Origin of the sequence: Tamilnaduibacter salinus (genome assembly GCF_003096655.1) — a bacterium.
Taxonomy (GTDB): Bacteria; Pseudomonadota; Gammaproteobacteria; order Pseudomonadales; family Oleiphilaceae; genus Tamilnaduibacter; species Tamilnaduibacter salinus.
Genome location: NZ_QEKQ01000005.1, coordinates 23,142 through 48,851, shown reverse-complemented (window position 1 = coordinate 48,851; position 25,710 = coordinate 23,142). Strand labels below are relative to the sequence as shown.

Below are 25,710 nucleotides of genomic sequence, written 5' to 3'. Positions count from 1 at the left end.
TGGCCGACCCGCATTCTCACCGCGCCCCGGCCTGAATCAGCAGCATCTCTAGGTCCCGGTTGTTGACCTGACGAGCCACATCCAGGGCGGTCTGCCCGTCAGCGGCCTGGTACTCCGTATTGGCGCCCGCGGCGATCAGGGCCTCCGCCATCAGCAGGTCGCCCCGCTCAATCACGTGCATCAGCAACGACCGCCCCCCCGGCGCAATGTTGACGTTCGCACCAGCGGTCAGCAGTCTTTTGGCCGTCGACAGGTTGCCGTTCAGCGCCGCCATGGACAGTGGTGAATGGCCGTTCTGCGCCTGACGGTTCACTTCCGCCCCCGCCGACAACAGCATCCGGATCACCTCCTGATTGCCCTCGCGGGCGGCGACCATCAACGGCGTCCGACCGGAGAGCGAAGCCAGATCAGGGTTCGCCCCGCGTTTGAGCAGGTACCAGACCGTCTCGCCATGCCCACCCGCCGCAGCGGCGGTCAGCGTCGTTGTCTCCGGTGAGCGGGTATTCAGGGCCGCGTCACCCTCGGACAGCACCCGCACCCGCTCGGTATTACCGGCGGCGGCCGCCTGGATGATGGGACTGCTTGCGTCGCTGACCTGGGCGACATCCAGGTTGGCGGGGCGGGGCTGACCGGCACAAGCGACCAGAAAGGCCGAGACAATCGTGGCAGCGGCGAGCGGACGGTGCATGACGGGAGATTCCTGCTTCCGGGATGTTTCGCCGCTTCGGGACCGCTTATGAAACGGCTTGGTGTCATGGTGGCCCATTCTGCATGATGCCGTTCCGATCGGACATCGAACCGGTCACATTCACAACCAATCCATCAGGTCCGCCGCCTGCTGCCGAAGCCGGGATTCGCCGTCACGTCGGCCTTCGCAGATCCCATCCTGCTGAAGCCGGGTCCAGTCGTGGTTCTGGAGCAGCCGACGACACCAGAGTTCTCCCTCTCCGGAGGTGGCAATCCGGGCCGCCACACCAGGCTGCTGAGTCAGGCGGATCAGCGGCAGGCGCGACAGCGCCGTCAGGCGATACCCATTCGCATAGGCCCGGATTTCCCGCCGATCGTCTTCACTGAGGGGCCGCTCGCTCGCCCAGGCACCGGTGAGCCGCAGCACCAGTCCCGGCTCAAGATCGGCCAGCTCGAACCCCAGCAAAAGCGGCCAGTGCTCGGCAAAACGACTGGCCAGAGCGTCAACGAGACACCGCCCGGATTCGCTCACCGGCCGGGCCATCTGCAGGGTGTGCTCCCCGCTGCTGCTGTCACGGTGAAGGCCGAGCCTTAGCGGCCTCATCCCGGTCGCTTCCCAGAACGCCGACAACATGCCGGTCGCGCCAAAACTGGTCCCGACCAGATCCACGCCGGCCGTTCCGGCCGCGTCGACCGCCGCCGCTACGAGCTGTCGACCAATCCCCGTCCGGCGGCATTCGGGGTGCACCGCGATCCGGGTAATTCGCCACCAGCGCGCGATTGCAGCCTCGGCATTACCGCCGTGTGTGGCGAGCGACTGGGCCAGCAAATGCCCCCGGGGGCGTCGGCGGCCTTCCGCGACCTCATGGGCCAGCGCCTGCGGAAGCCCGCCTTCGTGCCGGGCCCAGAGCGCGCCAACCACTGTCCGACCCTGCCAGGCCAGCCAGGTCCGGGCCTCCGGATCGTCCAGCCACTGCCGCAGATCCGCCGGCGTCGTCCGGTAGTGGGCATCGGTGAGCAGGCCAAAGGCCTGGTTCAGGGTCGTTTCATCCGATTCCGCCGGATTCCACGGTCGGACCGTGATGGACGCATCGGACACCACTGCAGCCGCTTCCGCATTCAACAGGAACAGTCGGCTGAGGAGTGGTTCCAGCGGATCGGAGGCCGACCAGCGAACCGGTTCGGTCAGTGACAGGGCCTGCCACTGTGGCGCAACCCGGTCCAGTGTGGCCCGGAAACGCACGTCAAAACCACGGCCCGTGCCCTCATATCCGTGAACCGTGGTCGCATAGACCACGCGGGGCCAGCCGGTGAGAATCGCGCCAAGCACGGAGGGGGGCAGTCCGGCGGCCTCATCCACGATCACAAGCCCCGCCTCCGGGCGGGTTCGCAGCAGAGCGTCCGCCGGCAGAAACCGCAATGACCGTTCACTATCGCAGAGCGTATGCCCCTCCCATGTCGCGTCGGGCCATGCCGCCGCCGCGGCTCGGAACAGAACCGACACCGCCTCGAAACGCGGGGCCGTGACCACAATCCGCTCACGGCGTCCCTGCAGCAGCCGGGCCGCCGCATCGCCCAGCGCATGGCTCTTGCCCCGGCCCCGGTCGGCCCGCAGCACCAATGGCCGACGGCGGCGCCCTTCCCCCGTCCGGACAATCGCGGCAACCGCGCGGGACTGGTCGTCCGTCGGACCAGGCTCAAAGCCTTCGCCATCCCACCCCTGGGGCGGTGCCGGCGTGGGCGCATCCGGGGTCACGGTGAGGACCGCCGGATCACCGTCAAGGCACCACGCCAGGCGTCGGGCAAACGGATGATATCCATTGGTGGGCAGACCGGTACGGGGGTAGTCCGGATCGGCAAAGCTCGGCCAGTCGGCCCGGGGTGGCATCAACCAGATCAGCAGCCCTCCGGCCGACAGGCTGCCCGCGAGAGCCGCCAGAGCATCCGGATCATTGCCCTGCCAGCCATCCCAGACCAGCAGATCGCATTCACGACCCAGCCAGTGCCGGGCCCGACGCGCCGATGCCCAGGCGACGGCCTCCGGCAGCGACGGCGGCTCGTCCGCCACCCAGAGCGCCTGGTTCGACGGGCAATCGGCCATCACCCGTTGGGCCCAGCGCCGCCCCGTTTCAGCGCCGGTCGTTTCGACCAGCACGAGACGGCGCTCACCACGGTGCCGTAACCAGCGCTGCCACCGTTCCATAATCAGTTCAGATCGATAGCGTGACGCTTGAGGTCGTCGAGGGCGCACACCTCAAGGGCCGCCTCGCTGGTGGCCCGCAGACGGACACGGGGCGCCCGGCCGGCCTCGCAGGCCTCCTGCCAGCGACTGGCGCACAAACACCAGGCGTCGCCGGCTTTGAGGCCGGGAAAGCCGAACTCCGGCCGCGGTGTCGACAGGTCGTTACCCCGGGCACTGGAAAATGCCAGGAATTCATCGGTCAGCACCGCGCAGACGGCATGGACACCGAAATCGTCGGGTCCGACCCGACAGCACCCATCACGGTAAAAACCGGTTTCCGGATCGCGACCGCATTCTTCGAGGACTTCGCCCAGCACGTTGCAGGACTGATCGGCTGATGCCGCCATGACACCGGTCTCCTCTCTTTGAAAACGCCTGACCATCAACCGCCTGCTCCAGAAAGGCCCCGGCGTTGGCGATCAGGACGCCTGGAAAATGACGGGCCATTATGGATGAGCCCCGGTCACCATGCCAGAATAACGCCATGACATTCCCGCTGCCGCCCCACCTGACCGACGAACAACGCGCCATCATTACCGCTGACGACGAGCACACGCTGATAACGGCGGTGGCCGGCAGTGGCAAGACCACGACCATGGCCTGGCGCATCCACTACCTGCTGCATCAGGGCCAGGCGGCCCGGCGCATGCTCGTGCTGATGTTCAACCGCCGGGCCCGTGAGGACTTCCAGCGCAAGCTCACCGCCATCGCTCCCGACACCCGCCTGAGCCCGCCGGATGTGCGGACCTACCATTCCATGGGATTCCGCCTCTACCAACGGTTCGTCCGCGAAGGCTACCTGCCCGACTTCAACCGTGAGGTGCTGAGCGAGCAGGAAATCCACTTCCAGGTCTGGCAACTCACCCGCCAGCTCGTGCCTGAAGATCTGCAGGATGAGGTGCGTCGCAACAAAAAGGAATTTGTGGAGATGGGCGCCGGGTTCATCGATCAGGTGAAGACCACCATCAAGCCCCCGGAACAGATTTTCGAGGAACAGGGCCATGCGGCGAAACACCGTTATCTGGTGGACCTGTTCCACAGCTTCGAGCAGTGGCGCAAACGCCACAGCCGGATCAGCTACGCGGACATGCTCTATGAGCCGGTTCTCGCCATTCATCGGAACCCGCCCCTACAACGGCTGGTGGGCAACAAAATGGATCTGGTGCTGGTGGACGAGTATCAGGACACCAACGAGATCCAGCACCTGCTGCTGCGTTATGTCGCCGGCGATCGGGCGCGGGTGACCGTGGTGGGTGATCCGGACCAGACCATCTATGAGTTCCGGGGCGCCGAGCCGGCGTTCATCCTGCACCGGTTCACGGACGAGTTCGACCAGCCCCGGCAGCGGACCCTGAGCCTGACGTTCCGCCACGGTCATCAGCTCACGCTCGCGGCCAATCACCTGATCACCCACAACCAGGGGCGCCATAATGTGCTGAGCCACGCCCACCCGGCCACGCCGGCGACCCGGGTACACCATCACCCGACTCAACAGGACAGTGACGCGCTGCTCCCGCTCATTGAGGGGAGCCGGGACGCACTGGATCGCATGGCCGTGCTGTTTCGCGTCTGGAGTCAGAGCGTGCCGATTGAACTGCAGCTTCTGGCCCGCCAGATTCCCTATCAGATCGACAGCGGCAAAGGCGCGCTCTTTACCCATGAAGTGGAGGCCATCACGCAGATTCTCCGCGTCTGCGCCGGCCACCTTCCGGCCCTGCCGCCGGAAAGTCGTGAACCGGTTGCCCGCCGCCTGCTGAGATTTCCGCATTGTGGCCTGAAGGAAAGCGAGCTGAGGGATCTTTCCAGGTCCCTGGCGCACTTCGACCGCGACTGGGGACAACGCCTGCTGAATCTCGATTTTGAATCCATGACCGCGATGGCGGCCCGCAAGCTCAAACGGCTCGGGGAAGCGTTGACTGCGCTCGACGGTTTCAGCGGGCCGGCCCACCAGCTCATTGCCCGCTACGCCGATGCCACAGACCTGTTCGAGGGCATCCGCAGCCTGGCCATGACCCACGAGGCGGCAGACGAGCGGATCGACACGGTACAGGGCTTCCAGCGCTATCTGCGCTCGCTGGACGTCGCCGCCCCGGAGGCGCTGTCCCACCTGGACCAGTTGCGCCACCAGGCCCGTCAGACCAACCGGGGCGGTGTCCGGCTCTCCACCGTTCACCGCACCAAGGGGCTGGAGTGGCCGGTGGTCGTGATCCCCGGTCTGCAGGAGAAATACCTGCCGCACCGGGTCCGGGACGGCAACCTGACCCGGGACCAGATCGAAAGCGAGCGCCGCCTGCTTTACGTGGCCATGACCCGGGCACAGGACGAACTGCACCTGATCGGGCCTCCCGCATCCGGGCCCGCACACCTGGACGGTGATCAGGCCCCCAGCCGCTTTGTCGCCGAGTTGTCGCTGCCCCTTTCCAAGGATCTAGGGCAGCAATTGGACCAGGCGCCGGAGGCGGGGACGACACTGCAGAGCCAACATCCGGCCACCCCGGTCAGTCATCGCTACCTGACACGCGAAGGACTGACCTTTGACGCGGATCAGGCGGAGGGTGACGATGAGGCCGCATCATCAATCTGGCACCACGAACGGGTGACGCACGCCATTCTCGGCGGCGGCACGGTCACCACTGAGGAAGACCGCTCATTTCAGGTGCGGTTCGACGATGGCCGGATCCTCGATTTCACCAAACACAATGCCCATCTGTATTTCCGCCCGGATCCCAGCCGCTGACCCCAACATCCGGCCCCTCTCAGTCGACCAGCGACACCCATTCGGGGGAACCGGTTAAAAGGGACGAGCGTCCTGTAAAAAAGTCCTGATATGGCTTAAATTGTCGGTAAATGCGCCCGGGTCACATCAGGATTCGGACGGATGGAAGACGACAAGAATCAACACCAACTCGAATGGAACAGGAGATTCTGCATGGCCAACATGCGACCGCTCGCTGCTGCGGCCCTTGCCGCCGCGATGGCAACACCCGCTTTCGCAGCGGAGGACCACTCTCAGCACATTTACATCAACCCGTCGATCGGCATGCAGCTGTTTGACGAAGACCGGGATCTGAGCGAAACCGACACTTTCAATATCGGCCTCGAATACCGCTTCACGGACCGCTGGGCGGTGGAAGGCGCTTTTTCCCGGGCCAATGCGGACCGTCAGCACCAACCTGGCAACAGCGGGTTTCAGGAGCTGCGACTGGACGGCCTGTACTACTTTGCCAACCCCCATGACACCTGGAACCCATACGTCGCCGTCGGCGCTGGTGATGCCGAATGGAAGGGCGATGCGGGCCGGACCAAAACGCTGGGCACGTTCAACACGCGGGAGACCCGCGTGAACGCCGGTGCCGGCTTCCGCTATAACTTCAGTGAGGGGTTCTCGGCCCGGTTTGACGTGCGCGAGTTTCACGGCATCGACGACAGCACCTTTGACACTCAGGCGTCGCTGGGTTTCAGTCTCGCCTTCGGGCGCAGTGCAGACAGTGAGCCGGCACCCGAACCGGAGCCGATGGACAGCGACAACGACGGCGTCAATGACAACCGTGACCAGTGTCCGAATACAGCGAGCGGCGCGTCCGTGAACCGCCAGGGCTGCGAGACCGATGCCGACAATGACGGTGTGGTCGACAGCGCCGATCAGTGCCCGAACACACCGGCCGGTGCCTCGGTGGACAGCCGCGGCTGCGAAACCGACAGCGATAACGACGGCGTGGTCGACAGCCGGGACGAGTGCCCGGGAACGAGCGCGGGCGCGACGGTGGACAACACCGGCTGCACCGGTGAGACCGAGTCGGTCGAGACCTTTACCCTCAACATCCAGTTCCCGACCAACAGCTCGGTGATCGGCAACCAGTACGATGCGGAACTCCAGCGTGTGGCGGACTTCCTAAAGGCCAACCCGGAAACCATCGTCGAAATTGCCGGTCACACGGACAGTGCGGGTGAGGCCAGCTACAACCAGGCACTGTCCCAGCGTCGGGCGGAAGCGGTTGCGAATCGCCTGGTCGAGCGCTTGAACGTAGACAGCAGCCGCGTTGGCGCGACCGGGTATGGTGAAAGCGAGCCGGTGGCGAGCAACGACACCGCCTCGGGCCGAGCCGAAAATCGTCGAGTCGAAGCCCGCATCCAGGTTGAACGCTAACCGACAGGACTGAGCGGTCCTGTCCCGGCTGGCCCGCTATGGGCCGGCCGGTTCCGAGCGGAGAGGGCCATGGGCCTGCGGACGGGACCGTTTCTGCTATTACTGATCAGTCTTCCCGCCGGTGGCTTCGCCGAGGTCTACCGGTGCGGAAGCACCTATTCCGACACGGTCTGCGGTGAGGACGCGGAAACCGTGCCACTCAACACCCGGCCACTGGGTGGCGACTTTCGGGTGCCGGATGGTCTGTCCGACCCCGCCGACGACACGGCATCCTCCCCGGACAGCGAGGGCGAGCCGGAACCAACCAGCGACGCCAGCCCCTGCCAACACATTCCCTCCACCAATCTGCGCCGACACCTGATCCGTGACGAGGTGGTTCGCGGCATGACGCGGGATCACGTCCGTCGGGCCTTCGGGCGCCCACCGGAAACCTATCCGGTTCCCCAGCAAACCTGGGTCTACACCACCGACTACTACGGCCGCCTGTACGAGATCACCCGGGTGTATTTTCGTGATGGCTGCGTGGAGCGTGTGGAGTACGCCGATCCCTGACGGCATCCAGCAACAGATTACGCGGGGTCAATGTTCGGTCACAAAAGGTTCCGAGGCGGACGCGGTAGCCCTGTTCCTCCAGAAACAGCGCATAATCGAGCACCAGCCAGAGCTCTATGGGGCGGCGGAACAGATGCCAGAGCAGCTCCCGGCGACGGGTCGCGTGATGACGGCGTTCACCGGAGGCCAGCCAGACGGCGTAATCCACATCATCCGCCAACGACAGCCCCTTGCGTCCGGCCGCCCAGGCACAGAATCCGGCAAAGTCGCCCTTCTGCACGGATCGTGGCATGGACGGCAACGGCAGGTACTCGTCCCTTCCCCGAACATGGCGTTGCAGACTATCAAACCCCAGACGCCAGAGGCGGGCCCGGTCGTTGCGACGCCTCTCTCCCGCAGACGCTGTTACGGCTTCCTGAACCGCCAGACGACGCTGGTGACGGTCAGGCCGTGGGGACTGGCCGTGATCGCGGGCCCGCCGGGAAAGCCAGGAAGGTGAATCGGCCTGGGTCAGGTGGTAACAGCAGGGCGACAGGCAAAGACGATCCAGCGTTTGTTCGACCGCTCCCGACAGCAAAGTGCGGTGCAGATCGCCGCAGGCGTGAAGCGCCACTGCCTGTTCCACCGGCGGCCAGGGGAACGTGGTGTCCAGCACGTCCTGTGCCCACAGCGAGACCGGTTCCCCCCGCTCCTGTGCCATCGCATTGCCACGCTGCACCAGCCGGCGTTGCCATTCCAGGCCGGTCACCGAGACCGGCGATGCCGCCGCCAGCGTTCGCGCCAGATGGCCCGTGCCGCAACACCAGTCCATGACCGACCCGGCCATTGGCTGAACGGCGCCGGCAAACCAACCCGCCTGCTCCCGTTTGCGGCCCGGCATGCCCGGCGCGTGCTTCTCCGGCAAGGCCCGGTTGTCCATCGCCAATGACGGCAGTGCCACCAGTTCCCGTCGTTGACGGGCCCAGTCCTGTCCAGCCGGCAGTGCGTCAGCCAGTGCGTCGGGCGACTGCTCGAAATGCACGCACTCTTCATCGGACAGGGCCAGCAACCAGGCATCCAGCGACGGCTCGTGGCGCGACCAGGCAGGCGTGGGCGTGATGAACGGCGAGACCGCCCAGAAGTCCGCCAGGCCTCCCAGCCATCGGTCGAGCGCCTGCCAGTGCTGCCATGTGTCGTTGATCATCGGGTCGCCTGAAGTGCTGCGTTGAGAGTGTTAGACTCTGCCAAATTCTGCATGATTCCGGACCAACCATGGGCAAGAAAAAGCGTCGCGACATTCCGGTCTTTGACCGGCCCATCATCGAAACCCACTGCCACCTGGATTATCTCAAGGACCGGCCACTGTCGGAGACCCTGTCCGAGGCGCAACGGGTCAACATTGAGCGCGTGATTACCATTGCCGTATCTCCGGACAATCTGCCGACCGTGCGCGAACTGACCCATAGTGCGCCTTTTGTGTACGGCACCCAGGGCATTCATCCCCACGAAGCGGAAACCTGGACGGACGCGGTGGATACCGAGATCAATCGCCACGCCCGTGATGAGAAAATCGTCGCCATTGGCGAGATCGGGCTCGACTATTTCTATGACCACTCCGACCGCGCGACCCAGCAGGACGTGTTCCGCCGCCAGCTGCAGATTGCCGCCGACCACGATCAGCCGGTCGTCATCCACAGCCGCGAGGCGGACGAGGATACCATCGCCATCCTGAAAGAATTCGAGACCATCCAGAAGCGCCGCGGCGTCATTCACAGCTTCACCTCCGGGCCGGAGCTGGCGCGGTACGCACTGGATAACGGCTGGTCCCTGGGCTTCAACGGCATTTCCACTTTCAAGAAAGCCGAGAGCGTGCGGGATATTATCCGCATGACCCCAATTGACCAGCTGCTGCTGGAAACCGATTCGCCTTTCCTGACACCGGACCCGTACCGCGGCCGGGAGAACGCGCCGTTCTATATCCCTTTCATCGCGGAAAACGTGGCCAACGTCAAAGACCTGTCACTCGAGACGGTTCTGGAGACCACCTACCAAAACAGTCTGCGGACGTTCTTTGAGAACGGGCCACAGGCCGCCTGATCAGCGCCCGTTCCGATAGCGGTCCGCCAGCAGCGTGCGGTAGGCGCTCAGGGCGTCTTCATCCGGCGGCGGGTAATCCGGGGCCATGGTGGCGAGGCGTTCGGCCAGGGCGGCGGCAACCAGCGCCCGAGCCTCGGGTTTATTGTCGCCGGGGATGATCCACCACGGCGCCTCGTCGGCGTGGGTCGCTGTGATCGCCTCAGAGGCGATCTGGTGATAATCCTCTCGTCGTCGCCAGGCTTCCAGATCCGCCCCATCGAACTTCCAGCGCTTGCGGGCCTTCTCCAGTCGCTTGAGCAGACGCTTGGCCTGCTCGTTCTCGGAAACGTTCAGCCAGATTTTGATGACCTGAGTACCCTCACGCACCAGATGACGCTCGAAGGCGCAAATCGCGTCGTAGCGCCCAGCCCAGTCATAGGAGTCCGGATCGTGCACGGGCCACAGTCTTTCGGCCATCACCGCCTCGTGGTGACTGCGATTGAATGCGGCGACCTCACCGGCAGCGGGCAGGCAGGGGACAATGCGCCAGAGAAAGTCGTGGCGCTGTTCCATCCCCGAGGGACGACTGAAGGACCAGGCATGAAAACCGGTCGGGTCCATGTAGGTGGCCAGCGTCCGTATCAGACTGTCTTTTCCACTGGCGTCCGGCCCATGCACGACCAGTAGCAGCGATCGACGACCATTGGCCCGAAGACGCCTCTGGTATTCGCCAATCTGTTTCAGGCTCTCATCCAGATCCGGCAGATCGCCGGCGGAGGACACCTTGTATGGGTATTCGCCAAGCGCCGTCCGCTTCCGGTTCCACGTGTAGGCCTTCATATCCCTCATTCGACGCCCTCACGACGCCAACGTGCCCAGATGGTGCTCACCCGGTCGGCCAGCGTCATCGGATCGAATGGCTTCGCAATGACGTCAATCGCTCCCTGCTGCAGGTATTCCTCCACCTCGTAGGGTTGGACCTTGGCCGTCATGAAGACAACCGGAATCCCGGACAATTCGGGGTCACCCTTCAGGGCCGCCAGCGTCTGAGGACCATCCATACCGGGCATCATGACATCCAGGAGGATGAGATCGGGGCGAAAATCACGGGCCGCATCCACTGCGCCATCGCCGGAGTCACACAGCCGGACCGTGAAGGCCCCAACCGTCGACAGCGCGAGGTCCACCACAGTGCGGATATCGACCTCATCCTCAATGCAGAGAATTCTCTCCAGGTTCATTCTGTCACCCGATCACGAGTCATTGAGTCCAACCTCCGGAAATCGCGCATAGAAAACCGACCCCCCGCCGTCGCGCGGCTCATAACCCACATCGCCACCCATCAAGGTAGCCAGCTCCCGGCAGATCGACAGACCGAGTCCGGTTCCTGGCAGGGACCGCTTTGTCGAACTGTCAGACTGAGCAAATGCCTCAAACAGGCGGGGCCGGAAAGCCGCTGGCACCCCTTCGCCACGGTCCGCAACCGCAATCCGCACGAGTCCGTCAGCCGAGCGACACACATCAATATCAACAACGCCGGAGTCCCCTGAAAACTTGGCGGCATTCGACAGATAATTGGTCAGTATCTGATCAAAACGCCGTCGATCCACCCGGACCCAGGCGGTATCGACCTCAATCCTGGGCGCCAGTGTCACGTTCAATCGGTCGGCATACGGTCGATTGCCGTCAATCGCCTCCCGGACCAGGCGACCCACATCGACCACCTCCGGATGAATCGACATCCGTCCGGCAACCAGTCTTTCCATATCCAGCAGGTCATCGATCAGTGCCGCGAGTCGCTCGCCATTGCGCTCCGCCCTCTGGACCAGATCCGTCGCCCGGTCCGGCAACGCACCGGTAACACCCGCACCAAGCAGCCTGAGAATACCGTTCAGACTGGTCAGCGGAGTCCTCAATTCATGGCTGACCGTGGAAACGAACTGGCGCTGCATTCGCGCGAGCCGATGCCGCTCGGTCATGTCTTCCACCATGGACCAGACCACCTCCCGGTCGCCAGCTTCGCGCATCACAACGCCGTGCATCATGGCGGGATAGTGGTCGCCGTTCGCACGGATGAAGGTTTTCTCATAAGGCCCGAACTGAGTGTCGCCAGGGATGGTCGCCAGGCGTCGCTGGTCCTCGCGGTAGGTTTCCTCGGGCGTGATGTCCTCATTACAGAGGGAAAGCAACGTCTGACGATCGTATCCCGTCTGTCTCAGAAACGCCTCGTTGACGTCCAGAAATCGCCCGGTTTGATAGTCATTGCGGATCAGCCCGATGGGGGACATGTCAAAAAAGTGCTGGAAGCGGCGTTCGCCCGCAAGGCTCGATTCCCGTGCCTGCCAGTGATCCAGCATCGCACTCACCCAGCTAGCCAGCCGACGGATCAGGTTGCGGTCCATATCCGAAAACCCACCGGGAACGCGCGGATACGGCGACGAGAAGTTGAGAGTGCCGTACGGCGCACCCTGAACGGTCAGTGGTGCGCCGATGTAACTCTCAAGACCGAAGGCCTGATAGCAGGGATGGCCCGCATACTCGGATTCGCCCATGTGTTCGATGGACAGCACATCGGGTTGGCGCAGCAGTATGCTGCAGTACGTCTGTCCCAGCGAGAACGTCTGGCCATCAACCAACGCATCCTCTGGCGACACCTGGGTCAAGACGGTGTAGCTGTCACCGTCAATGCGACTGACGATGCCAATGGGAAGGCCAAGGTACTCGCAGCCCAGGCGGACGCCCTGACGGATGCGCTCACCCGGATCATCCAGGTTCTGGGTCTGGATCAACACCAGCCGTTCCATCACGGACTCAAAGTGCGACGCCGCAGAGCGCTTGAGTTCATCGTCCACACAACCCGCCAGTTCAATGAGCTGCTGCCGGTTTTCTTCTGCGAAGTCACGGGGGCGGTCATCGAGCAGACACAATGTGCCGATCCGGTGGCCACTCTCACCATGCAGTGGCACACCGGCATAGAAGCGATAGCCGGGGGCTTGGCGAACCTGTGGATTGTCACAGAAGCGGTCGTCTTCGAGCGCATTCTCCACGACCAGCGGTGCATCCGCCAGAATAGCGTGGGTGCAGAACGATCCACGACGTGACATTTCCGTCCTCGTCGTACCGGCTGCTGACTTGAACCAGAGGCGGTCCGTGTCGACCAGGGATATCAGTGCCACCGGCACATCAAACAACCGGGTTGCGATCCGGGTATAGCGATCGAACCGGGCCTCAGACGGTGTGTTCAGAAGTCCGGTTGCATACAGCGACTGCAGACGCTGATGCTCATCGTCAGGTCGGCCCATCGTCTTTCCCCAGGTGCGCAACCAGTGTGTCCCCAAACTCTGGGGCAATCCCCAGAAGCCCCTCGAGATGCGATCGCTCCGGCTCTGTGCTCCGTTCGCTCAAGAGCAACCCGGTGTACCGCATGACCAGCCGCGACGCCTGGACCGCATCACCGCGCAGGTCGTAGAGCGCGCCGACGTGCTCGCGCAGCTCCAGCGGCAAACGCCACTGCCGCTTGAGTCGGTTGCCGTATTCCGAGCTCCAGGTACCCACGAGCGCGTCAACGCGATCGTCAGGGAGCTCTCCTCCCTGCCGAATAAAACGCTGCAGGGCGGTGATAACGCCCAGCTCTCCAAGGTTGCTGAGCAGACCGGCACTTCTGCAGAGACTGACATCGACACCCACTTGCCGAGCCAACTCCGCGGCCAGGCTTGCGCGCCGCTCGCCTTCCTGGACCAGTTGACGGGCTTTATCGACCAGTCCCGGCGCGTCAATTGCGTTCACGATGTCGAGTGACATACTCAACGCAAGATCCATGGATCTCTCCACTCCCAGCTCGGCGACGGCATCCCGGAGACTCTCTGTGGATTGGCCAGCCCGGCGCAGAGACTGCCGATTCGCCGCGTCCATCAGGCGCGCAACCAATGCCGAGGCCCCTTGCCACTGCGTTGCCAGCAAACCGATTGTCAGTTCGCTCCGGCGTGCCTGCAACGCCATGACATCTGCGGGATTCAGATCGGAGGGTAATTGGAGGGGGTGTCCCAGAGCTTCCGACAACCACTCGTCAACACTCAGCGCCGGTGCCGACACTGTCCCAGGCGGCAGTATACTGATCAGTCGCTCCCGCAGCCCCTCAACCTGAAACGGCTTGGTCACAAATCCATCAATACCAACACGGGCTGCGGCCAGAACACTCTGTCGATCAGAGCGCGCGGTGATCATCAGCAATCGGACATCCGGGTCCGACTGACGAATCGACTTCAGGTACGTCAGCCCTGAACCATCGGGGAGCTGCCAGTCACAGATCAGCAGGACAAATTCGCCCGGCGACCACTGCCCCTCAGCCTCCGTAACCGACTCAGCGGTAAAGACCCGAACATCGTTGTAAATCCCTTCGACAATGGATGCAATCAACCCCTGGACCAGTGGATCATCCTCAATGATCAGAACCTGCATGAGTCTCCTCTTAGGGTCTTAAGGAAGTGCTGATGACGTCTCTGCGGTTCCATTTGTCAGGGTGGGACCTCACTGATGCTTCGCATGACCTGATGATAGTTCAGATGGGTCGCCAGATCATCCAGCTGCGCTGACAAACCTGAACTCTGGAGACTGCCGGTTACATCGGGCGGCAGGCAACACCGAGTCACTGCAGGGGTGACCACGCCTCGACCGATACGGTTCAAAACAGCGGCTCGTGCTGATCGGGGTCGAAGGCATAGTCGCCGGCGCTTTCCGCACGCTCCTGGCGGATGGTGCGGGCCTCGCGCTGGGCCTGGACGCTCCAGACCGCATGGGCTCCCGGGCGGGGCTCAAAGGCATCGCCGACCAGCGAGCCGGCCACGCCCCTCAAAGCGGCTTCCGCCTGGCCGGCGCTGTGGTAGGGGCCCTGGCATTTGCGACGTTGAGGCTGGCTGTCCCGGGCGCCACTCAATGCGACCAGCGCCCAGATATTGTCTCCCACGGGTTTGACGTGCAGCTCAATCCGCCAGTCTTCCCGGCTCAGCACCAGATGACGGAGCGGTGAGCGGCCATGGAAGTAGTGGAGTTTCATGACCCGTCAGTTCCGTGTCTCGCTGTCCTGAACCAGAACCCAGGGAGCGACCACGACGGCCCAGACGGACGCGTCCGCTTCATACCAGCCATGCGCCAGATCGGCGGGTACGTCGCCCACCTCCCTGTTCTTCATCCAAGTCTCCAGTTGGGAGCGGTCGTCAGCCGTCAGCGTTTCGGCCACCGCCAGAAGATCCAGAGAGCGCGCCACGTAGACCACATGCCCCCTGGCGAAGTAGGTCTGAAGCTCTTTCCACGGTATCCGGGCCGTCTCCAGATTCAGTTTGGACCGAACGTCGTCGGCGTTTCCGTCTGCCATGGGCGTTGTCCGTTCCATCACTGGCTCTGTGAGCCGCCCGAGGGTTGCTGGCGCTGCTGCTGACGCTCACGCATCATCTGCATCAGTTTCTGCTGGTTGCGCCGCAGCACGTCCTGATCCTTCTCGGACACTTTGTCAGCGATGTTGCCGAACTTCTGCTGCATGCGCTTGCGCGCTTTTTCCGGCACGTTCGGGTTGTTCATCATGGCCTGTTGGGTCATCGCCATGAAGCCCATCATGACGCGGGCCTGAACCTCCAGCAGTTCGTCTGCGGACTCGAACCCGTTCTCACTGGCAATCCGCTGCACATCCGAATAGGCATCCACTTTCTTCAGGGCATCCGCCATGCCACTGGACATGGTCTGCGGATCGAACTCAGCCGCACGCGGGTCCAGCTTCGGCGGGCGATCTTCCTTGGGCAGTGACGACAGACGCTGACCCACCTGCTGCATCATCGGCTGGAGCTTGTCCATGGCATTGATCAGGTTCTCGACCCGCTGGTCCGTGAGCGGCGCTTCGGCGTGGGCCACCGTTGCGAGGGCCAGCATCATCAGCCCCGTTACCCACATAGCCGTCTGTTTGATCATGTTCGTTCTCCTGGCAGTTCCTAAAAAAAACGCTGAGCCTCGTGAAGGCCCAGCGTCGCACGAATGCAGGAGCCGGACAAGCAGGATCCGGCTCCCCTGGGTGACGCCCTTACGCTTCTTTGATCATCTCCCGCAGCACATAGTGCAGGATGCCACCATTGGCGTAGTACTTCGCCTCGTTAGGTGTATCGATCCGCGATTTCAGCGTCACGGTTTCCTGCTTGCCGTCGGGGTAATCCACGACCATGGTCACCGCCTGCCCCGGCGTGATGTCGCCATCCATGCCGGTCAGACTGATGGTCTCCTCGCCGGTCAGACCCAGCGTCTTGCGATCCACTCCCTCCGGGAACTGCAGGGGCATAACCCCCATGCCGATCAGGTTGGAGCGGTGAATTCGCTCGTAGGACTCAGCCACGACGGCTTTCACACCCAGCAGGCGCGTACCCTTGGCAGCCCAGTCACGACTGGAGCCGGTGCCGTATTCCTTGCCGGCAATCACCACCAACGGCGTGTCCTCGTTGCGGTAGGCCATGGCCGCATCATAGATGGCCATCTGCTCACCACTCGGGACGTGGCGTGTGTAGCCCCCTTCGACGCCGTCCAGCATCTCGTTCCGGATACGGACGTTGGCGAAGGTGCCACGCATCATCACCTCATGGTTACCACGCCGGGAGCCGTACGAGTTGAAGTGCTTGGGCTCGACGCCATGACCCTGCAGGTAGCGACCCGCCGGGCTGTCGGCCTTGATCGCACCAGCCGGTGAGATGTGGTCGGTGGTGACCGAGTCCCCCAGCAGCGCCAGGATGCGCGCGCCCTTCACATCCTGCATGGGTTCGGGTTCCACGCCCATCCCTTCGAAGAATGGCGGATGCTGGATATAGGTGGACTGATCGTTCCACTCATACACCTTGCTCTGCGGGACCGCGATGGACTGCCAGGTCTCATCACCATCAAAGACGGCCGAGTATTCCTTGCGGAACATGTCGGTTTTCACCTTCTCGACCGCATCGGCGATTTCCTGTTGCGACGGCCAGATGTCGGACATGTAGACCGGGTTGCCCTGCGGGTCCTGGCCAATGGGCTCGCGCGTCAGGTCGACCCGGACGTTACCCGCCAGCGCGTAGGCCACCACCAGCGGCGGCGAGGCCAGCCAGTTGGTTTTTACCAGCGGATGCACCCGGCCCTCGAAGTTCCGGTTGCCGGACAGTACCGAGGCCACGGTCAGATCGCCATCCTGGATACCCTGCTCGATGGGCTCCGGCAGCGGACCGGAGTTACCGATGCAGGTGGTGCAGCCATAGCCCACGAGATTGAAGCCCAGTTTGTCCAGATCGTCCTGGAAGCCGCCGGCTTTCAGGTAGTCCGTGACCACCTTGGAGCCCGGCGCCAGCGACGTTTTCACCCAGGGCTTGGTGACCAGCCCTTTTTCCAGCGCCTTGCGGGCCACCAGACCAGCGGCCATCATCACGCTCGGGTTGGAGGTGTTGGTGCAGGAGGTGATCGCCGCGATCACCACCGCGCCGGGATCCAGCCGCATCGTCTCACCGTTGAGATGGACTTCCTGGCTGTCGGCGTGCTCGTAGCTCTGCTCCACCTCAACAGCGGTCTGGCCGCCCTCGGACTGAAGTCGCTCGTCGTCACCGGCGGACGAGTTGTCGGAGGTCTGCATCAGCAACTCGAAGGAGGCTTTCATGTTGCTGAGCGCCACCCGGTCCTGAGGCCGTTTCGGGCCGGCAAGGCTGGCTTCCACATCGCCCATGTCCAGTTCCAGCGTATCGCTGTAGATCGGCTCATGCCCGGGCTCACGCCACAAACCCTGCGCTTTCGCATAGGCTTCCACCAGTGCGAGCTGCTCTTCATCACGACCCGTCAGACGCATATAGTCGATGGTCTGCTCGTCAACCGGGAAGAACCCGCTGGTGGCACCGTACTCAGGCGCCATATTCGCAATGGTCGCCCGATCAGCCACCGGCATGTCCTTGAGGCCGTCCCCATAGAACTCGACGAACTTGCCAACCACGCCTTTTTCGCGAAGCATCTGGGTCACGGTCAGCACCAGATCGGTCGCTGTGATGCCTTCACGCAGCTTGCCGGTGATCTTGAAGCCAACCACCTCGGGGATGAGCATGGACACCGGCTGACCCAGCATGGCGGCCTCGGCTTCGATGCCGCCGACGCCCCAGCCGAGAATGCCCAGGCCATTGATCATGGTCGTGTGCGAGTCGGTGCCCACAAGCGTATCCGGGAAGGCGAAGGTCTTGCCCTCTTCCTCCTTCGTCCAGACGGTCTTGCCCAGGTACTCCAGGTTGACCTGGTGGCAGATGCCCGTGCCCGGCGGGACCACGCGGAAATTATTGAAGGCATTCTGGCCCCAGCGCAGGAACTCGTAACGTTCGCGGTTGCGCTCCATCTCGATGGCGACGTTGTCCTTGAATGCAGAGGGATCGCCAAAATGGTCGACCATGACGGAATGGTCGATGACCAGGTCCACGGCGGACAACGGATTGATCCGCGCCGGATCCTTCCCGGCCGCACTCATCGCATTCCGCATCGCGGCGAGGTCCACAACCCCGGGAACCCCGGTGAAATCCTGCATCAGCACCCGCGCCGGGCGGTACTGGATTTCCGCGGAAGATTTCTGCTCCTTCATCCAGTCGTGCATGGCACGGATCTGGGTTTCATCAACGGTGTCCCCATCCTCATGACGGAGCAGGTTTTCGGTCAGCACCTTGAGCGAGAACGGCAGGCGAGAGAGATCGCCCAGCGTCTGGCCCGCTTCGGGCAGGCTGTAGTAGTGGTAGGTCTTGCCCTGGACATCAAGCGTCTTCAGGGAATGAAAACTGTCTTTATTCGACATGTTCAGCCTCCTTCCATTCCGCTCCCGGGCGCGCCCGGAGAAAGCCGTGCCCGGAGCGACAGCATGTCAACGCTGTATCGTGAATGATCCGGTTGGAAACGGATGCCCGATAGAAACACACCCCCGTCTCCGCGTGAAACCCGAATTCTTCATTGCCGCAATTGTGACGGTCCACCCGGTGACTGCCGGGCCGCGCGCCATGCGGGTCTCTTCTCATCATGGGGCTTTATCAGCTTAGCACGCCCCGCTGCACACCGACTTATTCGACCATGGTCGGCGAACGACACCCTCTCAGTGTTGGTGATCGCCGTAAAGCCGGGCATACAGTCCGTCCCGGGCCAGCAACTCATCGTGATGGCCTTCTTCGATCACCTGGCCGTCTTCAAAGACGTAGGCCCGATCCGCCTGTTTTACGGCACTCAGCCGGTGCGCGATGATCAGCGTCGTCCGACCGGCCAGAAACGCCCCCAGCGCCTGATGAACCTGGAACTCGGTTTCCGCGTCCAGGGCCGAGGTCGCCTCATCAAGGATAACCACCGACGGATCGGTGAGCACCATACGGGCGATCGCCAGACGCTGACGCTGACCACCCGACAGGCGCACCCCCTGACGGCCAACCAGCGTATCCAGCCCGTTCTCCATGTCGGCGACCGTGTCATCAAGACGGGCCACCGCCAGCGCTTCCCACAACTGGTCGTCCGTGAACGAGCGGCCCAGTGTCAGGTTCTGGCGCAGGGTGTCATTGAACAATGCCGGGTGTTGCAGCACCGTTGCCACATGTTCGCGCAGGCAGGGCAAACCGATGCGCTGGACCGGCACATCATCGATCAGCACCTCGCCGGACTGGGGCGTGTACAGCCCCAGGATGACCTGCACCAGCGTGGATTTTCCCCCGCCGCTGGCGCCGACGACGGCAACACGCTCACCCGGCGCCACATGCAGATTCACGCCGTTCAGTACGTGCTCCTCATCGTAGCGAAAGCGCACGTCCTTGAGTGTCAGGCTGACGGTGTGACGGTCATGAAACGGATTTTCAAGGGCCGGGTACCGGGGCTCTTCCTTCAGGTCCAGCAACCGGTTGATGCGGGTCAGGGCCGCATTGGCGGCGTAGAACGCGTACTGCATGTTCAGCATTTCCTGCACCGGCGTCAGCATGAACCATAGATAGCCAAAGAACGCGAACATCATACCGATGCTCAGGTCGGAGAGCAGCACGGCCACCATGGCACCGGCCCGGAACGTGTCCACCCCGAACTGGAAGAGCGTGAAACTGGCTCGCGAGGCCGCATCGCTGCGCCACTCAAACTGGACGGCATGATCCCGGACATGGCGCGCCCGATCGGTCAGGTGATCGAGATAATGCCGTTCCCGGTTGGCGGCACGGAGCTGGTGGATGGCGTCCAGCGTTTCGGTAAGTGCCCCCTGGAACACCTCGTAGGCCCGGTTTTCGCGGCGCTTGAGTTCCTTGACCCGGCGCCCGATCAGCATGGTGCAGAAGATCACCACCGGGTTGAACAGGATGATGATCAGCCCCAGCTGCCAGTGCACCCACAGCAGTACGGCGGCCGTCCCGATCACGGTCAGGCTCGCCACCAGACACCGGGAAATGGTCGTGCTCAGAAACTTGTCAATGGTGTCCAGATCGGTGATGAAGTGGCTGGTCACCGCGCCCGAGCCCATGGTTTCGTACTCGGACATGGCAATCCGGCCCAAGCGGTCCAGCAGCTGCTGACGGATGCGGTACACCACGTCCTTCGAGATAACCGAGAATTCACGGGACTGCAGGACATTGAACGCCAGTGCCATGACCCGCATCGCCAGCGCGGTCAGTACCATCAGCGCGATATAGATCACCGGAAGCTGCCAGGCCTGTGGGAGAACGGCATTCATGACCGGCAGTACCGGGCCGTCTTTTTCGAGCAACACCTCGTCGACCAGCACCGGCAGCAGCAGTGGCACCGGCACACTGACCACCGTGGCCAGGATCGCAATGAGGTTTGCCCGGACCAGCCGGGGCCGGTGCTCCAGCGCGAATCGGGCAATGCGGCGCCAGTCGTACCCTCTCAGCGGCTGACCCGCCTCGGGCACGCTTGTCAGTTCGGGTTGATCGTTCACCATGACCTCAGGTTGGTACTCGGGAGAAATGGCTCGGCTTCCATGATACCGCAGCCCGCATGTTCATGACTGCCTCCACCCCAATTCGTGACGCGCCCCCGGGACGACCCGCAGGTGAATCTGGCATCATGCGGATTCTCCTCAGCGGTAAGGAAACCTCATCGTGAAGCAGGACTGTCATTACCACCCGGATACGACGGCTCGCTGGCAATGTCTCAACTGCCAGCTCAGTTATTGCTCCAGCTGCATGCCCGATGCCCGGCCTCGCCAGCGTCAGGGGCTCTGCCCGCACTGCGGGGAACGCCTGCAGTATCTGGGGGCATCCGAGCAGATCGTGCCGTTCTGGAACCGTATCCCGCAGTTCTTCCGCTACCCGTTCCACGCCGCCCCGCTGCTGGTGATTGCCATCTGCACCTTCGTGCCGGCCATTCTCACCACGCCGCTGGTGGCATTGATCGTCTCGCTGTTTCTTTTTCTGGCGCTGTTCAAATACGCCTACACGGCGCTCAGCGAGACTGCCGAGGGTCGCCTCGAACCACCACCGCTGGCAACGGCCTTTACCGGCGAGGGGTTTGCGCTGGCGTTTCAGCAGCTCGCCGTCTTTTTCCTGATGGGCGGCCTGGTGTGGGCGGCTGGCTTCGTGGGCGGCGCATTTCTGTCGATCGTCATGATCGCCTTCCTGGTGCTGGCACTGCCAGCCAGCGTCATGATTCTTGCAATGGAGCAGTCCGTCCTACCGGCAGTCAACCCGATCAATCTGGGCTCACTGATGGCCCGGATCGGCTGGCCCTATTTCGTGCTCTATGCCCACCTGATCCTGCTGTCGATGGCCAGCGGTGCGGCACAGCAGTTCGCGTTCCAGCATATGGGAATGGCTGTAGCGGCTCTGACGGCCGGCTTCATCAGCAGTACCTTTCTGCTGATTTTCTTCCACATGATGGGCTACCTGCTCTACCAGTATCAGGATGCCCTGGGTTACAGCGCGGAAGGCGACGAAATCGACCTGCCGGAACCGGACCGCCGGCTGCGCTTCGATGCCGACCTCGACATGCACCTCAAGGACGGCGAGTACGACCGGGCCCTGTCCCTGATCCAAAGCGCCCTGAAACAGGCGCCTCAGAACCCGCAACGGGTGGAACAGCTCTACCGGTTGTTGACCGCGATGGACAACGAGGGTGAACTCTACCGCAATCATCCGCGCATCCTGCAATGGCTGGCGGACCGGCGGGATGCGGCGGGCGTCAAGGCCATGCTGGAACGCCTGTCTGCCGCCGAACCGGGCTTCCGGCCCGACGACCCGTCGCTTGAGGTCGATTGCGCCCGCGCGCTGTATCACGGGGATGAGTTCGCCGCCGTCATCCGGCTGTTACAGGACTGCCACAAGCGCTATCCAGACAGTGACCAGCTGGCACCGGCCTGCCTGCTGCTCGCCCAGTCGCTGGCTCACGGGTTTGATCGGTGGGAGAAGGCCACCGCCTTCCTGAACTACATCAAGAAGCGCTGCAAAGAGCACCCCCTGCAGGCGGACATCGATACCTACCTGGCCCAGGCCAAACGTCACGAGCCCTTGCAGGGAACGCCGCCGCAACCCTTTCAGAACACCGCATCTCCGGGCTGACAGGCATCAGCCCAGAGCATCCATGAGCCCACGATAATGGTTGGCTTTGGGCGTCATCTCACGCTTGCTGAACTCCTCCGCCAGCAGGCGGCAGGCTTCCGAGGCCAGCAGTTCATCGCCAGCGTGACGCAGCTTTTCGAAGACCTTTTCCGCCCGTGACAGGTCGCCAGACCGCAACGCGGCGAAAAACACCCGGTTGTGGTCCTCGGCGGAAAGCGGATGGTGAGACTGCCCTTTTTTCTGATACTCATCCCAGATCGCAATCATGCGTTCGGGTTGGTGCTGGCCGAGATAGGTCGCCATCATGTCGCAGGCCAGCTCCCGATAACGCACCTCGTGCGGTCGAAGCTTGGCCAGTTGATAGAGATGCTCCAGAACCACAGGACGCTTCGGGTAATGCTCGCGGAGGGTCTCAAACTGCTGCCACGCGCGATCAAAGTCCAGTCGACCGATGCTCTCCATCGCCCGGGCGTAGGCCCGGCGGAAGCGCTGATCTTCCTCGTCCTCTTCGGGCTCAAAGAAACTCTCCCGGACCTGCAGGACACTACGGCCGAACAACCACACCAGCCCCGCACCACCGGCAAGACCGCCGGCGTGCGCGAGGTAGGCAATGCCGGTGGCGCCGGCAAACCAGTAGTCATAGACCTCTTTGCCAATCCAGACCGGCAGCATGGCCAGCGCCGGTGCCCGGAAGTAATCGAAGTAAACCCCGACAAAATAGAAGAAGCGGATTCGCTGGAGGCCAAAGATGGCCACGTACATCCCCATCAGGCCGGAGATCGAACCGGACGCCCCAACCAGCGGGGTGTGCGCCCCCCACTGGAACCCGGACCATACCAGCCCCGAGATCACACCGCAGAGCAGGTACGCCACCAGGTACCGGCCGGGGCCCAATGCCCGCTCAACCGTGAACCCCAGAATGAAAAGGAATACCAGATTCCCGATGATGTGCCCCATACCACCGTGGAGGAACTGGTAAGCAATCAGGTCCACCAGTGACAGTTCCGCCGGGACCAGGCCGAGGCGGCTTGAGCTGAGCTGGCTGATGTAGTCCTGCTGAATCGGCTGACGCACCGAACGCCAGGCTTCCCGCTGCTGCTGCGACCAGATCACCTCCTGATTCGCCAGCATGTACTGATAGAACGCCTGATCCCCCAGCATCCGGGAGGCCAGCCAGTGGGCATTGTCCGATGCCATGGCATCGCGAACCGCCTTCAGCTCGTGAACACGGTCCGTTTCGCCTTCGAGATTGATCTGGCGTTGCAGGTAGGTTTCATAGACAGGGGCTTCCACCTCGACCAGGTCCGCCTCCAGATACTCTTCCATAGCGGTGTGTATCAGGCGGGGATCGTTCGATTGCCAGAAGAAAAAGACAAACAGGCAGGCCAGCATCAGGCCCAGAGTCACCCAGGGCGGGCGCTTCCAGTCGATTCGTCGTTCAACAGGCAGGATCAGCATCGGTCATCCTTGAACGTCGCAGGGTACCGGCGCGCGCTGTCAGGCAGCAACGCGCCCCACGTTAATCAGTAGCAGCGCTGCCATGGCCAGCATGGCAAGCCAGTTCAGGGCCACGCCCACCATCCGCCCCATGTGGGCGCCGCCCCGACTGCGGATGAAGCCCCAGGCATGCAGAAAGCGGCCGAGAATGAACATCATGCCGACCATGTAGATCAGGGTCGCCGAGACACCGTTGAGTTCCCCGATCGCCAGCATAATCAGCATGATGGGGGCGTATTCCACCAGATTGGCGTGGGCCCGGATAGCCACCTGGCAGTCACGGTCGCCGCCGTCACCCATGCCAAGTTTGAGACGACGCCGGAAGGCCACCACCCGGGCGGCCAGAAACAGCATCAGCAGGGCGGTCAGGGCGGCGAATACCGCGGTTACTGGGATGATCATCTAACCACTCCGGATTTTCTGTACGACCCACAACAACACCAGGGCCCCGACGGTCGCGGTCACCAGCGAGCCAATCAGGCCGTGGGACGACAGGCCCAACAGGCTGAACAGAAACCCGCCAATCAGTGAACCGGCAATGCCGATGCCCATGTTGGGCAGGACGCCAAAGCCACGCCCTTTCATGATCAGTCCGGCGAGCCATCCCGCTACGCCGCCAATGATCAGGAACAGTATCACGCTCATCATCAGGACTCCTTGTTCGCCATCACATGTCCAGTCCGGACAGTAGCGGTTGGGTTAGCGGATGTCACTCCTCTCGGGCGCTGACGTACACCGTGTTGGTGGCCTCCCGGTTCTGGAAGGGGTTATAGAAGGTCACCACCTCGGCCCGTGTCGGACCAATCGCCTCCGACAGCCGCTTCTGCACGCCGGTTTCAGGCGGTTCGTTGGACCAGAGTGCAAACACACCACCGGGGCGAAGCTGTGCGGCCAGTCGCGACAGGCTGGCCTCGGTGTAGAACGCGGCGTTGCCATCCGCCAGCCAGTCGGAGGGGGAATGATCAATGTCCAGCAGGATGGCATCCACACCCACCCCGGACGATTCCGGGTCCAGACCGCCATGCTCACCACGGGCCCGGGCAAAGAAGTCGCCCTCCACGAGCCGGCAGCGTTCATCGTTGCTCAAGACCGGGCCGAGAGGCACCTGCCCGGACTGATGCCAGTGAATGACCGGCCCCAGCAGTTCCACGACCGTCAGTCTCGTCACCCGTGAATCCCGCAGCGCGCGAGCGGCCGTATAGCCCAGACCCACCCCCCCGACAACCACCGACAGATGGTCGCGATCCAGCGCCGCCAGGCCCAGATCCGCCAGTGCTTCTTCCGCCGCGACGAAAAGACTCGACATGAGAAACTCGTCACCGAGCTTCACCTCGTAGATGTCGTCATCACCGAGGGCGGGGATGCGGCGCCGACGCAGCGAAATCGTGCCGATTGGCGACGGCTGGGTGTCGATTTCCTCAAAAAGCAGGCCCATAGTGGCGCTCCGGAACGGTCACTAAGCGCCCTATCCTACCACGTGCCGGTGTTTTCCATGCTGACCCAGGGCTCTTTGGGCGGCAGCGCGTCGCCTTTCTGGAGCAGCTCGATCGAAATCTGGTCCGGCGTGCGGACGAACGCCATGCGACCATCCCGCGGTGGCCGGTTGATGGTGACGCCATTGGCCTGCAGGTGCTCGCACAGGGCGTAGATATCGTCTACACGGTAAGCGAGATGCCCAAAGTTGCGACCGCCGGTGTATTCCTCGGGGTCCCAGTTCCAGGTCAGCTCAATCATCGGCGCCCGGTCGTCGCGCGCCCGCTGTTCATCTTCGGGGGCCGCCAGAAAGACCAGTGTGAAACGGCCCCGCTCGCTGTCCTTACGGCTGATTTCGACCATCCCCAGCAGGTCGCAGAAGAAGTGGAGGGTTTCGTCCAGGTCGCTGACCCGGATCATGGTGTGCAGATACCGCATTGTTAACATCTCCATCGTCGGCTTTGCGACATCCTAACGCCGGGACGCCATCGAAACGAGATGGGGTCCAT

At 63.0% G+C, this 25,710-nt stretch carries 23 protein-coding genes; 5 read left to right on the top strand and 18 right to left on the bottom strand.

Annotated elements, in window-relative coordinates:
• Window positions 1-16 precede the first annotated feature (16 nt).
• From C8D92_RS08515 to C8D92_RS08505, 3 genes are all read right to left on the bottom strand, one after another.
• Window positions 17-688, bottom strand: a complete 672-nt coding sequence (locus tag C8D92_RS08515; protein ID WP_116919088.1) for an ankyrin repeat domain-containing protein — start codon at window positions 686-688, stop codon at window positions 17-19.
• 120 nt (window positions 689-808) lie between these two features.
• Window positions 809-2,890: a tRNA(Met) cytidine acetyltransferase TmcA gene (locus C8D92_RS08510; protein ID WP_095610996.1), complete on the bottom strand. Its 2,082-nt coding sequence runs from the start codon at window positions 2,888-2,890 to the stop codon at window positions 809-811.
• Window positions 2,891-2,892: 2 nt separating this feature from the next.
• Window positions 2,893-3,276, bottom strand: a complete 384-nt coding sequence (locus C8D92_RS08505) for a DUF2237 family protein (protein ID WP_116919087.1) — start codon at window positions 3,274-3,276, stop codon at window positions 2,893-2,895.
• Between the two features lie 137 nt (window positions 3,277-3,413).
• Between C8D92_RS08505 and C8D92_RS08500 the strand changes: the two genes are divergently transcribed.
• From C8D92_RS08500 to C8D92_RS08490, 3 genes are all read left to right on the top strand, one after another.
• Window positions 3,414-5,666 carry an ATP-dependent helicase gene (locus C8D92_RS08500; protein ID WP_116919234.1) on the top strand — a complete coding sequence of 751 codons (2,253 nt, stop codon included), beginning with the start codon at window positions 3,414-3,416 and terminating at the stop codon, window positions 5,664-5,666.
• 192 nt (window positions 5,667-5,858) lie between these two features.
• Window positions 5,859-7,076 (top strand): OmpA family protein, encoded by a 1,218-nt coding sequence (locus tag C8D92_RS08495; RefSeq protein ID WP_116919086.1) that lies wholly within the window; start codon window positions 5,859-5,861, stop codon window positions 7,074-7,076.
• 69 nt (window positions 7,077-7,145) lie between these two features.
• On the top strand, window positions 7,146-7,628 hold the full coding sequence (locus tag C8D92_RS08490; RefSeq protein WP_116919085.1) for a hypothetical protein: 483 nt from the start codon (window positions 7,146-7,148) through the stop codon (window positions 7,626-7,628).
• On the opposite strand, the gene C8D92_RS08485 is transcribed toward C8D92_RS08490, so the two are convergent.
• Window positions 7,570-8,811: a methyltransferase gene (locus tag C8D92_RS08485; RefSeq protein WP_116919084.1), complete on the bottom strand. Its 1,242-nt coding sequence runs from the start codon at window positions 8,809-8,811 to the stop codon at window positions 7,570-7,572. The two genes, C8D92_RS08490 and C8D92_RS08485, sit on opposite strands and share 59 nt — an antisense overlap.
• Window positions 8,812-8,879: 68 nt before the next feature.
• On the opposite strand from C8D92_RS08485, the gene C8D92_RS08480 reads away from it, so the two are divergent.
• Window positions 8,880-9,704, top strand: coding sequence for a TatD family hydrolase (locus C8D92_RS08480; protein ID WP_116919083.1), 825 nt, complete (start codon window positions 8,880-8,882; stop codon window positions 9,702-9,704).
• Here the strand turns inward: C8D92_RS08480 and C8D92_RS08475 are convergent, their stop codons facing one another.
• From C8D92_RS08475 to C8D92_RS08435, 9 genes are all read right to left on the bottom strand, one after another.
• Entirely contained in the window at window positions 9,705-10,523 is an 819-nt protein-coding gene (locus C8D92_RS08475) for a polyphosphate kinase 2 family protein (RefSeq protein ID WP_243402406.1), read from the bottom strand. It abuts the gene before it with no gap.
• 5 nt (window positions 10,524-10,528) lie between these two features.
• Complete coding sequence (locus C8D92_RS08470; protein ID WP_116919081.1) at window positions 10,529-10,924, bottom strand: response regulator; 396 nt, start codon at window positions 10,922-10,924, stop codon at window positions 10,529-10,531.
• 12 nt (window positions 10,925-10,936) lie between these two features.
• A complete protein-coding gene (locus C8D92_RS08465; RefSeq protein ID WP_116919080.1) occupies window positions 10,937-12,985 on the bottom strand; it encodes a GAF domain-containing sensor histidine kinase in 2,049 nt (682 codons plus the stop codon).
• Window positions 12,972-14,141 carry a response regulator gene (locus C8D92_RS08460; RefSeq protein WP_095610987.1) on the bottom strand — a complete coding sequence of 390 codons (1,170 nt, stop codon included), beginning with the start codon at window positions 14,139-14,141 and terminating at the stop codon, window positions 12,972-12,974. The genes C8D92_RS08465 and C8D92_RS08460 overlap by 14 nt, the downstream gene beginning before the upstream one ends.
• A 223-nt stretch (window positions 14,142-14,364) precedes the next feature.
• Window positions 14,365-14,736 (bottom strand): PA4575 family protein, encoded by a 372-nt coding sequence (locus C8D92_RS08455; protein WP_095610986.1) that lies wholly within the window; start codon window positions 14,734-14,736, stop codon window positions 14,365-14,367.
• Window positions 14,737-14,742: 6 nt separating this feature from the next.
• Window positions 14,743-15,054 (bottom strand): DUF2288 family protein, encoded by a 312-nt coding sequence (locus C8D92_RS08450; RefSeq protein ID WP_116919233.1) that lies wholly within the window; start codon window positions 15,052-15,054, stop codon window positions 14,743-14,745.
• 17 nt (window positions 15,055-15,071) lie between these two features.
• Window positions 15,072-15,641 carry a hypothetical protein gene (locus tag C8D92_RS08445; RefSeq protein WP_095610985.1) on the bottom strand — a complete coding sequence of 190 codons (570 nt, stop codon included), beginning with the start codon at window positions 15,639-15,641 and terminating at the stop codon, window positions 15,072-15,074.
• Window positions 15,642-15,750: 109 nt separating this feature from the next.
• A complete protein-coding gene (gene acnA, locus C8D92_RS08440) occupies window positions 15,751-18,498 on the bottom strand; it encodes an aconitate hydratase AcnA (protein WP_116919079.1) in 2,748 nt (915 codons plus the stop codon).
• A 291-nt stretch (window positions 18,499-18,789) separates the two neighbouring features.
• Window positions 18,790-20,613 carry an ABC transporter ATP-binding protein gene (locus C8D92_RS08435; RefSeq protein ID WP_409456171.1) on the bottom strand — a complete coding sequence of 608 codons (1,824 nt, stop codon included), beginning with the start codon at window positions 20,611-20,613 and terminating at the stop codon, window positions 18,790-18,792.
• Window positions 20,614-20,776: 163 nt separating this feature from the next.
• On the opposite strand from C8D92_RS08435, the gene C8D92_RS08430 reads away from it, so the two are divergent.
• The gene (locus C8D92_RS08430; RefSeq protein ID WP_165819258.1) at window positions 20,777-22,231 is read left to right on the top strand and encodes a hypothetical protein; all 1,455 of its coding nucleotides are present in this window, start codon (window positions 20,777-20,779) and stop codon (window positions 22,229-22,231) included.
• Between the two features lie 6 nt (window positions 22,232-22,237).
• Here the strand turns inward: C8D92_RS08430 and C8D92_RS08425 are convergent, their stop codons facing one another.
• From C8D92_RS08425 to C8D92_RS08405, 5 genes are all read right to left on the bottom strand, one after another.
• The gene (locus C8D92_RS08425) at window positions 22,238-23,689 is read right to left on the bottom strand and encodes a rhomboid family intramembrane serine protease (protein WP_116919078.1); all 1,452 of its coding nucleotides are present in this window, start codon (window positions 23,687-23,689) and stop codon (window positions 22,238-22,240) included.
• Between the two features lie 39 nt (window positions 23,690-23,728).
• Window positions 23,729-24,130: an MAPEG family protein gene (locus tag C8D92_RS08420; RefSeq protein ID WP_095610982.1), complete on the bottom strand. Its 402-nt coding sequence runs from the start codon at window positions 24,128-24,130 to the stop codon at window positions 23,729-23,731.
• Window positions 24,131-24,376, bottom strand: coding sequence for a GlsB/YeaQ/YmgE family stress response membrane protein (locus C8D92_RS08415; RefSeq protein WP_228151161.1), 246 nt, complete (start codon window positions 24,374-24,376; stop codon window positions 24,131-24,133).
• 61 nt (window positions 24,377-24,437) lie between these two features.
• The gene (locus C8D92_RS08410; protein ID WP_116919077.1) at window positions 24,438-25,163 is read right to left on the bottom strand and encodes a spermidine synthase family protein; all 726 of its coding nucleotides are present in this window, start codon (window positions 25,161-25,163) and stop codon (window positions 24,438-24,440) included.
• A gap of 35 nt (window positions 25,164-25,198) precedes the next feature.
• The gene (locus tag C8D92_RS08405; RefSeq protein WP_116919076.1) at window positions 25,199-25,639 is read right to left on the bottom strand and encodes a VOC family protein; all 441 of its coding nucleotides are present in this window, start codon (window positions 25,637-25,639) and stop codon (window positions 25,199-25,201) included.
• Window positions 25,640-25,710 lie beyond the last annotated feature (71 nt).

Excerpts from the sequence above, each read along its gene's own strand:
- C8D92_RS08515 (WP_116919088.1), bottom strand. The coding sequence starts at position 688 with ATGCACCGTCCGCTCGCCGCTGCCACGATTGTCTCGGCCTTTCTGGTC.
- C8D92_RS08510 (WP_095610996.1), bottom strand. The coding sequence starts at position 2,890 with ATGGAACGGTGGCAGCGCTGGTTACGGCACCGTGGTGAGCGCCGTCTC.
- C8D92_RS08505 (WP_116919087.1), bottom strand. The coding sequence starts at position 3,276 with ATGGCGGCATCAGCCGATCAGTCCTGCAACGTGCTGGGCGAAGTCCTC.
- C8D92_RS08500 (WP_116919234.1), top strand. The coding sequence starts at position 3,414 with ATGACATTCCCGCTGCCGCCCCACCTGACCGACGAACAACGCGCCATC.
- C8D92_RS08495 (WP_116919086.1), top strand. The coding sequence starts at position 5,859 with ATGGCCAACATGCGACCGCTCGCTGCTGCGGCCCTTGCCGCCGCGATG.
- C8D92_RS08490 (WP_116919085.1), top strand. The coding sequence starts at position 7,146 with ATGGGCCTGCGGACGGGACCGTTTCTGCTATTACTGATCAGTCTTCCC.
- C8D92_RS08485 (WP_116919084.1), bottom strand. The coding sequence starts at position 8,811 with ATGATCAACGACACATGGCAGCACTGGCAGGCGCTCGACCGATGGCTG.
- C8D92_RS08480 (WP_116919083.1), top strand. The coding sequence starts at position 8,880 with ATGGGCAAGAAAAAGCGTCGCGACATTCCGGTCTTTGACCGGCCCATC.
- C8D92_RS08475 (WP_243402406.1), bottom strand. The coding sequence starts at position 10,523 with ATGAAGGCCTACACGTGGAACCGGAAGCGGACGGCGCTTGGCGAATAC.
- C8D92_RS08470 (WP_116919081.1), bottom strand. The coding sequence starts at position 10,924 with ATGAACCTGGAGAGAATTCTCTGCATTGAGGATGAGGTCGATATCCGC.
- C8D92_RS08465 (WP_116919080.1), bottom strand. The coding sequence starts at position 12,985 with ATGGGCCGACCTGACGATGAGCATCAGCGTCTGCAGTCGCTGTATGCA.
- C8D92_RS08460 (WP_095610987.1), bottom strand. The coding sequence starts at position 14,141 with ATGCAGGTTCTGATCATTGAGGATGATCCACTGGTCCAGGGGTTGATT.
- C8D92_RS08455 (WP_095610986.1), bottom strand. The coding sequence starts at position 14,736 with ATGAAACTCCACTACTTCCATGGCCGCTCACCGCTCCGTCATCTGGTG.
- C8D92_RS08450 (WP_116919233.1), bottom strand. The coding sequence starts at position 15,054 with ATGGCAGACGGAAACGCCGACGACGTTCGGTCCAAACTGAATCTGGAG.
- C8D92_RS08445 (WP_095610985.1), bottom strand. The coding sequence starts at position 15,641 with ATGATCAAACAGACGGCTATGTGGGTAACGGGGCTGATGATGCTGGCC.
- acnA (WP_116919079.1), bottom strand. The coding sequence starts at position 18,498 with ATGTCGAATAAAGACAGTTTTCATTCCCTGAAGACGCTTGATGTCCAG.
- C8D92_RS08425 (WP_116919078.1), bottom strand. The coding sequence starts at position 23,689 with ATGCTGATCCTGCCTGTTGAACGACGAATCGACTGGAAGCGCCCGCCC.
- C8D92_RS08420 (WP_095610982.1), bottom strand. The coding sequence starts at position 24,130 with ATGATCATCCCAGTAACCGCGGTATTCGCCGCCCTGACCGCCCTGCTG.
- C8D92_RS08415 (WP_228151161.1), bottom strand. The coding sequence starts at position 24,376 with ATGATGAGCGTGATACTGTTCCTGATCATTGGCGGCGTAGCGGGATGG.
- C8D92_RS08410 (WP_116919077.1), bottom strand. The coding sequence starts at position 25,163 with ATGGGCCTGCTTTTTGAGGAAATCGACACCCAGCCGTCGCCAATCGGC.
- C8D92_RS08405 (WP_116919076.1), bottom strand. The coding sequence starts at position 25,639 with ATGCGGTATCTGCACACCATGATCCGGGTCAGCGACCTGGACGAAACC.